We start from the raw sequence: 13,470 nt of genomic DNA on the forward strand, positions 1-13,470 counted from the left end.
TAGATCGTGTCCACGATCGCCGATCGTGGACACGATCTCCCTTGATCTACACGGACTCCAACACGCCATCACCATCATGCCTTGCTCGCGCGCGCGTGAGGACACGGCCCAGCCGAGCCGCTTACCTCCTTCACGATGCATTTCCCCGATCAGGTTTCTGCGTTCAACCCGGTGCCGAACTGGGAAGCGGAATTAAATCGAATGGTGATGGATTTCCTCGGCTGAGTGCTTTCGCTGCGACAAGTTTGATCCAGTCGAACGCTCAGTTGCGAAGTCACCGCCTTTTCTGCCGCTGCATCTCTAGATACTTCGAGTAGTGCTTCTCGAGCGCGTCTGCGGCAGGAGCATCCGTGAAGCGATCCGGTACGACCGCTAACGACTTGCCATCGTACTTCCCATAGTCAGTCAGTCGGAGTTGTGGTGCGACATGGACGATAGATCGTGAGTCGACGGACAGCAGATAGAGGTCAAACAACGTGTGAATGTCTGCTCTGAATAGCAGCCCATTGCGCACGTTGTAGTCCGTGACCAGCGAGTGGGGGACGATGTGTGCTGCTTCCAGAAGCTCCTCAATCCGTGAGCCTGTGACGGCACACCGCGTTCGATACGCGTCCAAAAGCGCGCGCCGGAATTTCGCCTGACCACGACGTGTCTTTATGGCGCGGTTCTGCACCTCGTCATAAGGGCCAGCGTCTTCATCGGTTTGATCAACGTTGCTATCGACGGACTTTTCGATCCCGCGCACGATCATGCACGCGCCGCTGGAAAAATCGTAAGAGTGAACGTACCACTCCTGGCCATCCAGATAACGCTTTTCAACCTTCGCTGCGCGTTCGGCCCGCTCTTCGCCCTCAGGCCGCTTTCCCGCTCCAACAATCACCCGCACCGGAAGTCGCCGCTCGTAAGACTCCCGGATGGCGACGTCCAATGCCGCTGCACGCTGCGCCTGAGTCTTTGCCCGAGTGCGCACATTTGTATCCAGCGCGGCATTGTTGGCTATTCGGGCCCGTTCCTCTTTCCCAGCACGGGCATTACGGTCAAAGTAAATCCAACCGTCTTCGTCGATTTTGAATTCGCTGTACCAGAGGCAAAGGACGAAGCCCTCGGTCACCGATCCGAAACACCACTCGTAGCAGAAGTTAGGATTCGACTTAAATTCTTCATTCCAACCATCAATCGACACGCCCGCTTCATGTAGCAGATCGTAAAGCGTGTCTTTGGATACTGGCTCAAGGCTGCTCAGTGATTCTGTTGGACGAGCAGTTGATCGCCTGAATGTGACGAGTCGATTGGCTAGGTCCAGTTTTACCTGCCGCCAGCCTCGCTCCATCCAGAATCGCCCCGGATGACCATCCTTAGTGCGCGAGTTTGCCCAGAATGGCTTGAACTGGTCAGCGGTCGGTGGTAGTTCCTCGCCGATTATTCTTTCTACATCGGCAAACGAGAGTGTCACTTCACTGGCGGGTTGCACTGCTAAGTGTTCTGCAAGTGGCTGATATTTGGTCATGGAGCGCCTCTGCAGTTTTTGGTATCGCGGAAAGTGTAAGCGGCTTGGGCAATAGTTCTGCTGGGCGAAAGCAGCGCGACGTCGATGCTGGGCAGATGAGCGCGAGAAGAGGCTCACATCCTGGCAATTGAAAGAAAGGCTACAACGCCCACGAGGCTGGAGACAAACAACCTCCTTGATGTCTATAGGCGGTATCAAAAAATGCGCGAATGTTAGGACAGAAACTATCTGGAAGGCATCCGATCTTGGTCATGCACGCGTTTGCAGCTGTCGCCCAAGCAGATCGCTTCAGCCGGAATTCAATTGCACCGCTCTGCTCTCATGAATTGAGACTGCCAGCTTTCCATGGCCGAAACTGCGTCAGGGCCACCGGAAAACGTATGGCACGCTACCGAGCGCCGGGATCGACGCATGGATTGACATGGCTTGACACTGACCCAAAATGCCTACAGGGTGCCTACATGAAGTCGTAAGCGGATAAAGGGTTACAAGCCAATGACCTGTAACCCTTTGATAATACTGGTGGCGAATCAGGGATTCGAACCCCGGACCTGCGGATTATGATTCCGTCGCTCTAACCGGCTGAGCTAATTCGCCTAAAGAAGAAGCGAGATTATGAAGATGGCGGCGCGAGCTGTCAACCCCTGCCGCCCAACATTTTCACGCCCAGCCTCAGCCTCGAACCCAGCCCGAACCATGGTCAGGCCCAGGCAAGAGGCCGAGGGCCGCGCTCCTCCCTCGATCAATCCTTCGCATAAATATCCGAATCCTTCGTCTCCTTGACGAACAGCACGCCGATCACCAGCGTGATGACCGCGATCACAATCGGATACCACAGCCCCGAGTAGATATTGCCCTTGGCCGCCACGATCGCGAATGCTGTCGCCGGCAGGAACCCGCCGAACCAGCCATTGCCGATGTGATACGGCAGCGACATCGACGTATAGCGGATCCGCGTCGGGAACATCTCCACCAGCATCGCCGCGATCGGCCCGTAGACCATCGTCACGTAGATCATCATGATGGTCAGGATCACCACGCTCATCGGCCAGTTGATCTGCGACGGATCGGCCTTGGCCGGATAGCCGGCGGTCTTGAGCGTCGAGCCGAGCGTCTCGTCGAAGGCCTTGCCCTGCGCCTTGGCGTCCGCCGCCTTGCCGTCGTAAGTGTTGACCACCGCATCGCCTACCTTGATCTGCGCCAGAGTGCCCGCCGGCGCCGCGACGTTGTCGTAATTCAAGCCGGCCTTCGACAGCGCGCTCTTGGCGATATCGCAAGATGACGTGAACTTCGACGTACCGACCGGATTGAACTGGAACGAGCATTCATCCGGATTGGCGATCACTACGATCGGCGACTTTTGCGTCGCGGCCTCGAGCGCCGGGTTGGTGAAGTGCGTGAGCGCCTTGAACAGCGGGAAATACGTCAGCGCGGCGATCAGCAGGCCGGCCATGATGATCGGCTTGCGGCCGATGCGGTCCGACAGCGAGCCGAAAAACAGAAAGAACGGCGTGCCGATCAGAAGCGCCAGCGCCACCAGGATGTTGGCGGTCGAGCCGGCCACCTTGAGCGTCTGCGTCAGGAAGAACAGCGTGTAGAACTGCCCCGTGTACCAGACTACGGCTTGGCCGGCGGTCAGCCCGATCAGCGCGAGAATCACGATCTTCAGATTTTTCCATTGGCCGAATGCTTCGGTCAGCGGCGCTTTGGAAGTCTTGCCCTCGGCCTTGATGCGCTCGAACACCGGCGATTCATGCAGTTGCATGCGAATCCACACCGAAACGGCCAGCAGGATGATCGACGCGATGAACGGCACGCGCCATCCCCAGACACCGAATGCGTCCTCGCCGATCGAGGTCCGCACGCCGAGAATCACGAGCAGCGAGAGGAACAGGCCGAGCGTGGCCGTCGTCTGGATCCACGCGGTGTAAAAGCCGCGCCGGCCTGCCGGTGCGTGTTCTGCCACGTAGGTCGCCGCGCCGCCGTACTCGCCGCCCAGCGCCAGGCCCTGCAACATGCGCATTGCAATGAAGATGACGGGTGAAGCCATGCCGATAGCCGCATATCCCGGCAAAAAGCCCACCAGGAAAGTCGACAGGCCCATGATCACAATGGTGATCAGGAACGTGTACTTGCGCCCGACCATATCACCGAGCCGCCCGAACACGATCGCGCCGAACGGCCGCACGGCGAAGCCCGCCGCGAAGCTGAGCAGCGTGAAGATGAAAGCCGCGGTGGGATTGACGCCGGAAAAGAAGCTCTTGCTGATGTAGACCGCCAGCGAGCCGGCCAGGTAGAAGTCGTACCACTCGAAAACAGTGCCCAGCGATGATGCGAAGATCACCCGCTTTTCTTCGTGCGTCATCGGCACGTGGGAGATTTGCCCGCCAACGGTTGCCATATGTCGTCTCCAATTTTTTGATATGCACGCGGCTCGCCCGCAGGCGTTCCCGTGAGTTGGATTATTGGAGCGGAAACTTACGGCCTACTGACGTTGTGTCTCAAAAATGGCGGGCTGATTTGGCGAGGTGAGATGCGGCCTTTATCTTTTAATGGCTGTTCTTGTTCGGTTAATTGAGCGTCAATATGCAGGCATTTTTCTGATTTGGTTGTTTGAAAATGCCGCCACTTAGGGTAAGTCCCGTGCCGTTTCACGCGCCCTCAAGCTGACGCGTACCAACGTGCCGGCCAGTCTCGGCTCAGCTTGATAGACATTGTCCTCAATCGACAAGGCCCCGCCGTGCATGGTGGTGATCTCGCGGACAATGGCTAGTCCTAGCCCGCTGCCGTCGCCTTCGCGGCCAAGGATGCGATAAAAACGTTCGACGACGCGCGCCCGCTCCGCAACCGGAATCCCGAGACCGGTGTCCTCCACTTCCAGATGGACCTGGCGGGTCGCCGTGTCGGGCCGCACCCGCACGGTGATGCGGCCGCCGGGCGGGGTGTAGCGGATGGCGTTGTCGATCAGGTTGGACAGCATCTCACGCAGCATCAGCAGACTGCCGTCGATTTCCACGGCGCCCTCCGGTCCCTCGTAGCCCAGATCCATTTGCTTGGCCAAGGCCGCTTGCACCCAGTCGCGCACTGCATTGCGCGCCACCTCGGTGATCTCGACCGGCGCGAAAATCTGCCCCGACAGGCGGTTTTCCGCACGCGCCAACGCCAGCAATTGCGTGACGAGCCGCGCCGCGTGCTCGGAGCTCGTGGCGATCTGTTCGAGCGAGCGGTGCACTTCCGCCGAGGCGTCCTGCCGCAGCGCCAGTTCTGCCTGGGTGCGCAGGCCGGCAAGCGGCGTTTTCATCTGATGAGCCGCATCGGCGATAAAGCGTTTTTGCAACTCCATGTTCTGTTCGAGGCGCGTTAGCAGGTCATTGAACGACGTTACCAGCGGTTCGATCTCCGGCGGGGCGCGGCGGGCTTCGAGAGGCGAGAGGTCGTCGGGGCGTCGCGCGCGGATGTGCGCCTGCAGCGCGTGCAAGGGCGCGAGCCCGCGTGAGAGCCCGAACCACACCAGCACGATCGCCAGCGGCAGGATCACGAACTGCGGCAGGATCACGCCTTTGATGATGTCGTTGGCAAGCTGGCTGCGCTTGTCGAGCGTCTCGCCGACCTGCACCAGCACCGGCAGCGCGCCCGGCGTCTGCGGAAACTCGACCGTCGTGTAGGCGACGCGGATGTCGTTGCCGCGCAGCACGTCGTCGCGGAATTCGACGAGGCCCGGCGGCGGCCGGTCTTCCTCGTGCGGCAGCGGCATGTCGCGGTCGCCGCCGACCAGCTCGCCGCGCGTGCCGAGCACCTGGTAGAACACCTTGTCGATGTTGTCGGCGCTGAGGAAATCGCGCGTCGCCTCGGGCAGCGAGAGTTCGGCGACGCCGTTCACCGGATGAATCTGCCGCGCCAGCACATAGGCGTCGGTTTCGAGCGCGCGGTCGAACGGGCCGTTGGCGATCGATTTGGCCACCAGATACGTGACCGCAATGCTCATCGGCCATAGCAACAGCAACGGCGCCAGCATCCAGTCGAGGATTTCGCCGAACAGCGAACGCGGCCGGGCTTCGGCGGCGGCTTCGGTTTCGTCGGGCGGGGCGAACGGGTTGGCGTAGCGGGCGTCGCGCGCCTCGTCGTCGAGATCCGCCGCCTGCGCCGTGGCGCGCTCTACGCGTGCGGACATGAGCGGTCTCTATTTGAAGTGGTGGCTCGCGGGCATCGCGGCGGATGCAGGCGACGTGGGCGAGGCCACTGCGGCCGAGGTGGCCGGGGTGGCTGGGGTGGCCTTTTCCAGGCAGTAGCCGAGGCCGCGCACGGTGAGAATGCGCACGCCGCTCGGCTCGATCTTCTTGCGCAGCCGGTGCACATAGACTTCGATGGCGTTGTTGCTGACCTCTTCGCCCCATTCGCACAGGTGGTCGACCAGTTGTTCCTTCGACACCAGCCGGCCAATCCGCTGCAGCAGCACTTCCAGCAGCCCCAGTTCACGCGCGGACAACTCGATCACCTGCTCGTTGATATAGGCAATTCGCCCGACCTGATCGAACGACAGCGAGCCGTGCCGCACCACCGTCGGGCCGCCGCCCGCGCCGCGGCGGGTCAGCGCCCGCACGCGGGCTTCGAGTTCGTTGAGGGCGAAGGGCTTCGCCATATAGTCGTCGGCGCCGAGGTCGAGCCCTTTGACGCGCTCGTCCACGCTGTCGGAGGCAGTCAGGATCAGCACCGGCAGGTTCGAATTGCGCGCCCGCAGACGCCGCAGCACCTCGAGCCCGGACATGCGCGGCAGGCCGAGATCGAGGATCAGCAGGTCGAAAGTTTGCATCGACAAGGCGGTATCTGCCTCGCCGCCGTTCTTCACGTGATCAACGGCGTATGCCGATTGGCGGAGTGATCGAACGAGACCATCCGCGAGTATGCTGTCGTCTTCGGCAATGAGAATTCGCATGATGCGCCAGTCTGGCCTTGCCGGCACCGTGGTACGCCCGGCGCGCAGCGGTCTCCAATGATTTTTGTGGGTAGTTTGGCGCACTTTGATCGCACACAAATAGCAACACCTGCGAATCGTGCTTGCCAAAACTACTGTTTTTTTATACAGTGTCTGCGTTTAGCGTGCTGTCCGTGATGAATGGGCTGCACATCTGCCTCAGACGCCGTTCATCATAGCAAAGGACGATTCATGGAAGAAAGCAAGAAAGGCTCGGCTGGACTGACTGCTGAAAAGAGCAAAGCATTGGCTGCCGCGCTCGCGCAGATTGAAAAACAGTTCGGCAAAGGGTCGGTCATGCGGCTCGGCGCGGGTGAGGTAGTCGAAGATATCCAGGTGGTCTCAACGGGATCGCTGGGTCTTGACATCGCACTGGGCGTCGGCGGTTTGCCGCGTGGCCGGGTGGTCGAAATCTACGGGCCGGAATCGTCGGGTAAAACCACGCTGACGCTGCAGGTCATCGCCGAAATGCAAAAGCTCGGCGGCACCGCAGCGTTTATCGACGCGGAACACGCGTTGGACATTCAATACGCCGGCAAGCTCGGCGTGAACGTGAACGATCTGCTGGTTTCGCAGCCGGACACGGGCGAACAGGCGCTGGAAATCTGCGACGCGCTGGTGCGTTCGGGTTCCATCGACATGATCGTGATCGACTCGGTCGCGGCTCTCGTGCCGAAGGCTGAAATCGAAGGCGAAATGGGCGACTCGCTGCCGGGCCTGCAGGCGCGTCTGATGTCGCAGGCGCTGCGTAAGCTCACCGGCACGATCAAGCGGACGAACTGCCTCGTCATCTTCATTAACCAGATCCGTATGAAGATTGGCGTGATGTTCGGCAACCCGGAAACCACCACGGGTGGTAACGCGCTGAAGTTCTACGCGTCGGTGCGTCTGGACATTCGCCGTATCGGTTCGATCAAGAAGAACGACGAAGTGATCGGCAACGAAACGCGTGTGAAGGTCGTCAAGAACAAGGTCTCGCCGCCATTCCGCGAGGCGATTTTCGATATCCTGTACGGCGAAGGCATTTCGCGCCAGGGTGAAGTGATCGACCTGGGCGTGTCCGCGAAGATCGTCGACAAGGCCGGCGCCTGGTACAGCTACAACGGCGACCGGATCGGTCAGGGTAAAGATAACGCACGTGAATTCCTGCGTGAAAATCCCGAGATCGCACGCGAAATCGAAAACCGCATCCGCGAATCGCTGGGCGTGAACGCAATGGCGGAAGCTGCTGTGGGCGCAAGCGCGGAAGTCGCGGGCGAAGAGGAGTAATCGTCGCGTGATACGCAAGGGCCGGCCTGTATCCCAAACAGGACGTGATGCGGACGGCCCGCGTGACGACGACTCATCTGACTCGCCGGATTCGTTCGACCCGTTCGAATCCTTCGACGCGCACGATCAGGCCACCGGCCGCGGGTCGACGACTCGTACATCGACGTCCCGCACGTCGTCGCCTGGCAAGCCGGCGGCTCGTGCGTCGTCGTTTCGAGGCAGTTCTGGTCGTTCCAGCGGTTTCAGCAGGCCAGGCAATTCCAGCAGTTCCCGTAGTCTCAGCAGTTCCGATCCGGCAGATTTCGGCGATGCGGCCGACTCTCCGGTTGCCGCCTCCACAGAAACCACCTATAGCCGCTCGCGCCGCACGCCCGGCGAAGCCCGCCCCGCTGACGACGACGCCAAAAAGTCCCAACGGCCCGCCCGGACGCTGAAAGGCCGCGCGCTAGGCTATTTGTCCCGCCGCGAATATAGCCGCGCCGAACTCTCGCGCAAGCTGACGCCTTTCGTCGAAGAGAGCGACTCGCTGGAGACGTTGCTGGACGCGCTCGAAAGCGAGAACTGGCTGTCCGACTCGCGTTTCGCTGAAAGCCTCGTCCACCGCCGCTCGTCGCGTCTTGGTTCCAACCGGATCGTCGGGGAGTTGAAGCGGCACGCGGTCGGCCAGACGCTGATCGAAGAGGCGAGTGCCCAGTTGCGCGAGACCGAACTGGCCCGCGCCCAAGCCGTCTGGCGCAAGAAATATGGCCAATTGCCCGAATCCCAGGCAGAACGCGCCCGGCAGGCCCGTTTTCTGGCCTCGCGCGGCTTTTCGGGCGCGACGATCGGCAAGATCCTCAAGGGGATCGAGGACGAGTTGACCGACGACTGACGGCCCGTCTCAAAAGCCGTCGCCGGCGCGACATCACACCGCATCCACGCGCCCTGGATTGGTGCTATGCACAATCCAACCTGTCTCAAATACCCGGTATGCTAAAATCTAGGGGTTTTCCTATTCGGCCTTTTCCTTCCGCATGCCGCTTTCCCCGCCCGTCTCCCGTCAATTGCGCCATCGTCGCGCAATTCGTGCGGAAGCCTACGAGCGCGAGGACGGCCTGTGGGACATAGAGGCGTGTCTAACCGACCAAAAACCACGTGACGTGGTGCTTGCGTCGGGCGTCCGGCCCAACGGTCAGCCGATCCATGAACTCTGGCTCCGCATTACGATCGATCGCAAGCTCAATGTTGTCGACGCGCAAGCGTCGTCCGACTGGGTGCCCTATCCCGGTCTCTGCGAAGCCACCAATCCCGCCTATCGTGCCCTCATCGGGCTCAATCTGTTCAACAACTTCCGCCGCGAAGTCGCCCGTTTGCTGGGAGGCACGGCAGGTTGCACGCATCTCACCGAGTTGTGCGCTTTCCTTCCCACGGCCGCCATTCAGGCGTTCGCCGGTGAAGTGTGGAACACGAATGGCGGCAAGCCGCCGCACGAAGCGGGTTCAGGAGACGCTTCACCTCAAGCCTCGGGCGAACACTCAAACGACAAACCGCCATTCCAGCTGGGTCGCTGCCACGCGCTGCGATTCGACGGCGAGGCGGTGCGACAGTTTTATCCGCGCTGGTATGGCCACGCGCCGCGTTCAGCGGAACGTGCGGATACAGCAGGCGAACAAACACGCCAGCCCGCCGGCAACGGCGCTGGCACGTCCCGTTTGAACGACAGCAGCGGAAACGAAGTTCAATCCAACTCTCAGACTGAAGGGAATCACGCATGAAGATTCACGAGTACCAGGGTAAGGAAATCCTGCGGAAATTCGGCGTCGCGGTACCGCGCGGCAAGCCGGTCTTCTCGGTGGATGACGCGGTCAAGGCCGCTGAAGAGCTCGGCGGCCCGGTATGGGTCGTGAAGGCTCAGATCCACGCGGGTGGCCGTGGCAAGGGTGGCGGCGTGAAGGTTGCCAAGTCGCTGGAGCAGGTTCGTGAATTTTCGAACCAGATCCTCGGCATGCAGCTCGTCACGCACCAGACTGGCCCGGAAGGCCAGAAGGTGAACCGCCTGCTGATCGAAGAAGGCGCTGACATCAAGAAGGAACTGTATGTCGGCCTCGTGATCGATCGCGTCTCGCAGAAGGTCGTCGTGATGGCTTCGAGCGAAGGCGGCATGGACGTCGAAGAAGTCGCGGAAAAGACGCCTGAGCTGATCCACAAGATCGCCGTCGACCCGTCGACCGGTCTGAAGGATGCGGAAGCAGACGAACTGGCTACGAAGATCGGCGTTCCCGCCGCTTCGCTGCCGCAAGCTCGCGCGATCCTGCAAGGCCTGTACAAGGCATTCTGGGAAACGGACGCGTCGCTCGCAGAAATCAACCCGCTGATCCTGACCGGCGACGGCAAGGTCATCGCGCTGGACGCCAAGTTCAACTTCGACTCGAACGCCCTGTTCCGTCATCCGGAAATCGTCGCGTATCGCGATCTGGACGAAGAAGATCCGGCTGAAGTCGAAGCCTCGAAGTTCGACCTCGCCTACATCTCGCTCGACGGCAACATCGGCTGCCTCGTGAACGGCGCCGGCCTCGCAATGGCAACGATGGACACCATCAAGCTGTTCGGCGGCGAACCGGCGAACTTCCTCGACGTGGGCGGTGGCGCCACGACCGAGAAGGTCACGGAAGCGTTCAAGATCATGCTGAAGAACCCGAATCTGACGGCCATTCTGGTCAACATTTTCGGCGGCATCATGCGCTGCGACGTGATCGCGGAAGGCGTGATTGCAGCTTCGAAGGCTGTCTCGCTGAAGGTGCCGCTCGTGGTCCGCATGAAGGGCACGAACGAAGACCTGGGCAAGAAGATGCTGGCTGAATCCGGCCTGCCGATCATCGCGGCAGACAGCATGGAAGAAGCGGCTCAGAAGGTCGTCGCGGCCGCTGCGGGCAAGGCGTAAGCCAGGCCGGGCGTCTCTGGCGGTGCCTGCCGGGCGGGGTTGCCGGGCAGGTTCACCAGGATTAACCAGGATTACGAATGGCGGCGCGTGAGCGAGGCGGGCAGAGAACATCCCGCCTCGCGGCGCAACGGCGCGACGCCAAACGAACAGAGGTCAATACATGTCGATTCTGATCAACAAAGACACGAAGGTCATCACGCAGGGCATCACCGGCAAGACCGGTCAGTTCCACACGCGTGCTTGCCGTGAATACGCAAACGGCCGCGAAGCATTCGTCGCCGGCGTGAACCCGAAGAAGGCCGGCGAAGATTTCGAAGGCATTCCTATTTACGCAAGCGTCGCGGAAGCGAAGGCTGAAACGGGCGCAACCGTTTCGGTCATCTACGTTCCGCCGGCAGGCGCTGCTGCTGCAATCTGGGAAGCGGTCGAAGCCGAACTGGATCTCGCCATCTGTATCACGGAAGGCATTCCTGTCCGTGACATGATCGAGCTCAAGGCACGCATGCGCGCAAAGAACAGCAAGACGCTGCTGCTCGGACCGAACTGCCCGGGCACGATCACGCCGGACGAACTGAAGATCGGCATCATGCCGGGTCACATCCACCGCAAGGGCCGCATCGGCGTCGTGTCGCGTTCGGGCACGCTGACGTATGAAGCAGTCGGCCAGTTGACGGCAATCGGCCTCGGCCAATCGTCGGCAGTCGGCATTGGCGGCGACCCGATCAACGGTCTGAAGCACATCGACGTCATGAAGATGTTCAACGACGATCCGGAAACGGACGCCGTCATCATGATCGGCGAAATCGGTGGTCCGGACGAAGCGAATGCTGCCGAGTGGATCAAGGGCAACATGAAGAAGCCGGTGGTTGGCTTCATCGCGGGTGTCACGGCTCCGGCCGGCAAGCGCATGGGTCACGCCGGCGCGCTGATCTCGGGCGGCGCCGATACGGCTGAAGCCAAGCTGGAAATCATGGAAGCATGCGGTATCAAGGTCACGAAGAACCCGTCGGAAATGGCGCGTCTTCTGAAGGCGATGCTGTAAGTTGAAATAGGCCGGCCAGCCCGGCCTATTTTTGATACTCTTACGAAATCCTTTCGTGAGAGTGCAGTCTTAAAGCGAGGGAGCGAGCATTGCTCCCTCGCTTTTTTATTGGGCTGCGTGATTTGCCTTCTTTCCCTGACCGTCCATGCTCGAGTTCTTCGCCACGCTCCATTGGGGCGCCGTCATCCAGATCATCGTAATCGACATCCTGCTGGGTGGCGACAACGCGGTGGTGATCGCGCTCGCCTGCCGCAACCTGCCGCCTGCGCAGCGGGTGAGGGGCGTGCTGTGGGGAACAGCCGGGGCCATTCTGCTGCGCGTCGCGCTGATCGCATTCGCGGTGGTGCTGCTCGATGTGCCGCTGCTGAAATTTGCCGGCGGCCTGCTGCTGCTGTGGATCGGCGTGCGGCTGATGGCGCCCGCTCATGACGCCCACGAGCACGTGAAACCCGCCGACAAACTGATTGCCGCCATCAAGACCATCATCGTCGCCGACGCGGTGATGAGCCTCGACAACGTGATCGCGATTGCCGGCGCCGCCGAAGCGGCCGATCCCGGCCACCGCCTCGCGCTCGTGATCTTCGGGTTGCTGGTGAGCATCCCGCTGATCGTGTGGGGCAGCCAGTTGGTGCTGAAACTGCTGGACCGCTTTCCCATCGTCATCACGTTGGGGGCGGCGCTGCTGGGCTGGATTGCCGGCGGCCTGATCGTCAATGACCCGGCCGGCGACCGCTGGCCTATCCTCGACTCGCCGGTAGCCGAGTACGGCATGAGTATCGCGGGCGCGCTCTTCGTGGTGTTACTCGGCTACGCGCTTAAGCGCCGCAATGCGAGCCGGGCTGCCGGGCAGGTGCCGCCGGGTTCGCCGCCGCCTTCCTCGCACTGACGGAAGCGGCGCGACCGCTGCGGTGACCGGCGCCAGAAGGGCGGCGCAAGGGTGGCGCAAGGGCGGCGCACGGGCGGCGGAAGCTCTCACGTTAGCCATTCGGCTGACTGTCGCGGAGCCGCTTGGCTCGATACGATCAACGCGCCTGTTCCGATTCACGGGGCAGGCGTTTTTCGTTTCAGGAGCCTGCCGATGACCGTTACCCTTTTCTCCTCTTCCTTTTGCTGCGTGCTGCTGCAGCGCGACGACCCCGCCGCTGGCGCGCCCATCTCCGAGTCCAGCGCGCCATGGCCGGCCCGCATTGCGCGCATCGCTGGTGTGAGCCGCAAGCTCGGCTTCACGCTGATCGAACTGATGATTGTGCTGGCGATTGTCGGCGTGATCGCCGCGTATGCGATTCCCGCTTACCAGGACTATCTGGCCCGTAGCCGGGTGGGCGAGGGCTTGTCGCTCGCGGCGTCGGCCCGAATCGCGGTGGCCGAAAACGCCGCCAGCGGCAGCGCGCTCGGCGGCGGTTATGCGTCGCCGCCGGGCACCCGCAACGTCGAATCGGTACATGTCGACGACGACAACGGCCAGATCACCATCGCCTTCACGACGCGGGTCGCGCCCGCCGGCTCCAACACGCTGGTGCTGGTGCCGTCGGTGCCCGACAACGCCGACACGCCAACCGCGCGAATCGCGCTGGTCAAAGGCACGTCCCAACCGGGCGCGGTGACGTGGGAGTGTTTTGTCGCCGGTAAGACCGCTTCATCCTTGCCCGCGCCCGGAGCCGGACCCGCACCGGTCGATGCGCCGACCTTGCCGTCCAATCTGGCGCCGCCGGAATGCCGCGGTTAATGCCGCAGTCAATGCTGCAGTCAATGCCGAAATG

General features: G+C 61.5%; 11 protein-coding genes and 1 tRNA gene. 7 read left to right on the forward strand and 5 right to left on the reverse strand.

The genetic code is table 11. The features are described from left to right. Positions 1 to 274: 274 nt before the first annotated feature. The 5 genes from FQ755_RS36005 to FQ755_RS36025 all read right to left on the reverse strand — a co-directional run bounded on the left by FQ755_RS36005 (position 275) and on the right by FQ755_RS36025 (position 6,440). Positions 275 to 1,507: an HNH endonuclease gene (locus tag FQ755_RS36005; RefSeq protein ID WP_144162809.1), complete on the reverse strand. Its 1,233-nt coding sequence runs from the start codon at positions 1,505 to 1,507 to the stop codon at positions 275 to 277. Between the two features lie 520 nt (positions 1,508 to 2,027). Next, positions 2,028 to 2,104: transfer RNA gene (locus tag FQ755_RS36010), tRNA-Met, on the reverse strand. A gap of 145 nt (positions 2,105 to 2,249) precedes the next feature. Beyond that, positions 2,250 to 3,908, reverse strand: a complete 1,659-nt coding sequence (locus tag FQ755_RS36015; protein ID WP_144162811.1) for an MFS transporter — start codon at positions 3,906 to 3,908, stop codon at positions 2,250 to 2,252. Positions 3,909 to 4,136: 228 nt separating this feature from the next. Next, positions 4,137 to 5,678 (reverse strand): sensor histidine kinase, encoded by a 1,542-nt coding sequence (locus FQ755_RS36020; RefSeq protein WP_144162813.1) that lies wholly within the window; start codon positions 5,676 to 5,678, stop codon positions 4,137 to 4,139. A 9-nt stretch (positions 5,679 to 5,687) separates the two neighbouring features. Then, positions 5,688 to 6,440 carry a response regulator transcription factor gene (locus FQ755_RS36025; RefSeq protein WP_144162815.1) on the reverse strand — a complete coding sequence of 251 codons (753 nt, stop codon included), beginning with the start codon at positions 6,438 to 6,440 and terminating at the stop codon, positions 5,688 to 5,690. Between the two features lie 231 nt (positions 6,441 to 6,671). Between FQ755_RS36025 and recA the strand changes: the two genes are divergently transcribed. The 7 genes from recA (at position 6,672) to FQ755_RS36060 (ending at position 13,436) form a co-directional block, all read left to right on the forward strand. Continuing rightward, positions 6,672 to 7,748 carry a recombinase RecA gene (gene recA, locus FQ755_RS36030; protein ID WP_144162817.1) on the forward strand — a complete coding sequence of 359 codons (1,077 nt, stop codon included), beginning with the start codon at positions 6,672 to 6,674 and terminating at the stop codon, positions 7,746 to 7,748. Between the two features lie 7 nt (positions 7,749 to 7,755). Further along, entirely contained in the window at positions 7,756 to 8,619 is an 864-nt protein-coding gene (gene recX / locus FQ755_RS36035) for a recombination regulator RecX (RefSeq protein WP_144162819.1), read from the forward strand. Between the two features lie 142 nt (positions 8,620 to 8,761). Next, positions 8,762 to 9,502 carry a DUF2889 domain-containing protein gene (locus FQ755_RS36040; protein ID WP_144162821.1) on the forward strand — a complete coding sequence of 247 codons (741 nt, stop codon included), beginning with the start codon at positions 8,762 to 8,764 and terminating at the stop codon, positions 9,500 to 9,502. Next, positions 9,499 to 10,668 carry an ADP-forming succinate--CoA ligase subunit beta gene (sucC, locus tag FQ755_RS36045; protein WP_090685102.1) on the forward strand — a complete coding sequence of 390 codons (1,170 nt, stop codon included), beginning with the start codon at positions 9,499 to 9,501 and terminating at the stop codon, positions 10,666 to 10,668. The genes FQ755_RS36040 and sucC overlap by 4 nt, the downstream gene beginning before the upstream one ends. Before the next feature lie 160 nt (positions 10,669 to 10,828). Beyond that, on the forward strand, positions 10,829 to 11,710 hold the full coding sequence (gene sucD / locus FQ755_RS36050; RefSeq protein ID WP_144162823.1) for a succinate--CoA ligase subunit alpha: 882 nt from the start codon (positions 10,829 to 10,831) through the stop codon (positions 11,708 to 11,710). Positions 11,711 to 11,855: 145 nt separating this feature from the next. Beyond that, positions 11,856 to 12,596, forward strand: a complete 741-nt coding sequence (locus FQ755_RS36055; protein WP_144162825.1) for a TerC family protein — start codon at positions 11,856 to 11,858, stop codon at positions 12,594 to 12,596. Between the two features lie 192 nt (positions 12,597 to 12,788). After that, positions 12,789 to 13,436 (forward strand): pilin, encoded by a 648-nt coding sequence (locus FQ755_RS36060; RefSeq protein ID WP_144162827.1) that lies wholly within the window; start codon positions 12,789 to 12,791, stop codon positions 13,434 to 13,436. Positions 13,437 to 13,470 lie beyond the last annotated feature (34 nt).

Source organism: Paraburkholderia sp. BCC1885, assembly GCF_900996235.1.
In the GTDB taxonomy this organism is placed as follows: Bacteria; Pseudomonadota; Gammaproteobacteria; order Burkholderiales; family Burkholderiaceae; genus Paraburkholderia.

Excerpts from the sequence above, each read along its gene's own strand:
- FQ755_RS36055 (WP_144162825.1), top strand. The coding sequence starts at position 11,856 with ATGCTCGAGTTCTTCGCCACGCTCCATTGGGGCGCCGTCATCCAGATC.
- recA (WP_144162817.1), top strand. The coding sequence starts at position 6,672 with ATGGAAGAAAGCAAGAAAGGCTCGGCTGGACTGACTGCTGAAAAGAGC.
- FQ755_RS36060 (WP_144162827.1), top strand. The coding sequence starts at position 12,789 with ATGACCGTTACCCTTTTCTCCTCTTCCTTTTGCTGCGTGCTGCTGCAG.
- FQ755_RS36020 (WP_144162813.1), bottom strand. The coding sequence starts at position 5,678 with ATGTCCGCACGCGTAGAGCGCGCCACGGCGCAGGCGGCGGATCTCGAC.
- sucC (WP_090685102.1), top strand. The coding sequence starts at position 9,499 with ATGAAGATTCACGAGTACCAGGGTAAGGAAATCCTGCGGAAATTCGGC.
- FQ755_RS36015 (WP_144162811.1), bottom strand. The coding sequence starts at position 3,908 with ATGGCAACCGTTGGCGGGCAAATCTCCCACGTGCCGATGACGCACGAA.
- FQ755_RS36005 (WP_144162809.1), bottom strand. The coding sequence starts at position 1,507 with ATGACCAAATATCAGCCACTTGCAGAACACTTAGCAGTGCAACCCGCC.
- FQ755_RS36025 (WP_144162815.1), bottom strand. The coding sequence starts at position 6,440 with ATGCGAATTCTCATTGCCGAAGACGACAGCATACTCGCGGATGGTCTC.
- FQ755_RS36040 (WP_144162821.1), top strand. The coding sequence starts at position 8,762 with ATGCCGCTTTCCCCGCCCGTCTCCCGTCAATTGCGCCATCGTCGCGCA.
- sucD (WP_144162823.1), top strand. The coding sequence starts at position 10,829 with ATGTCGATTCTGATCAACAAAGACACGAAGGTCATCACGCAGGGCATC.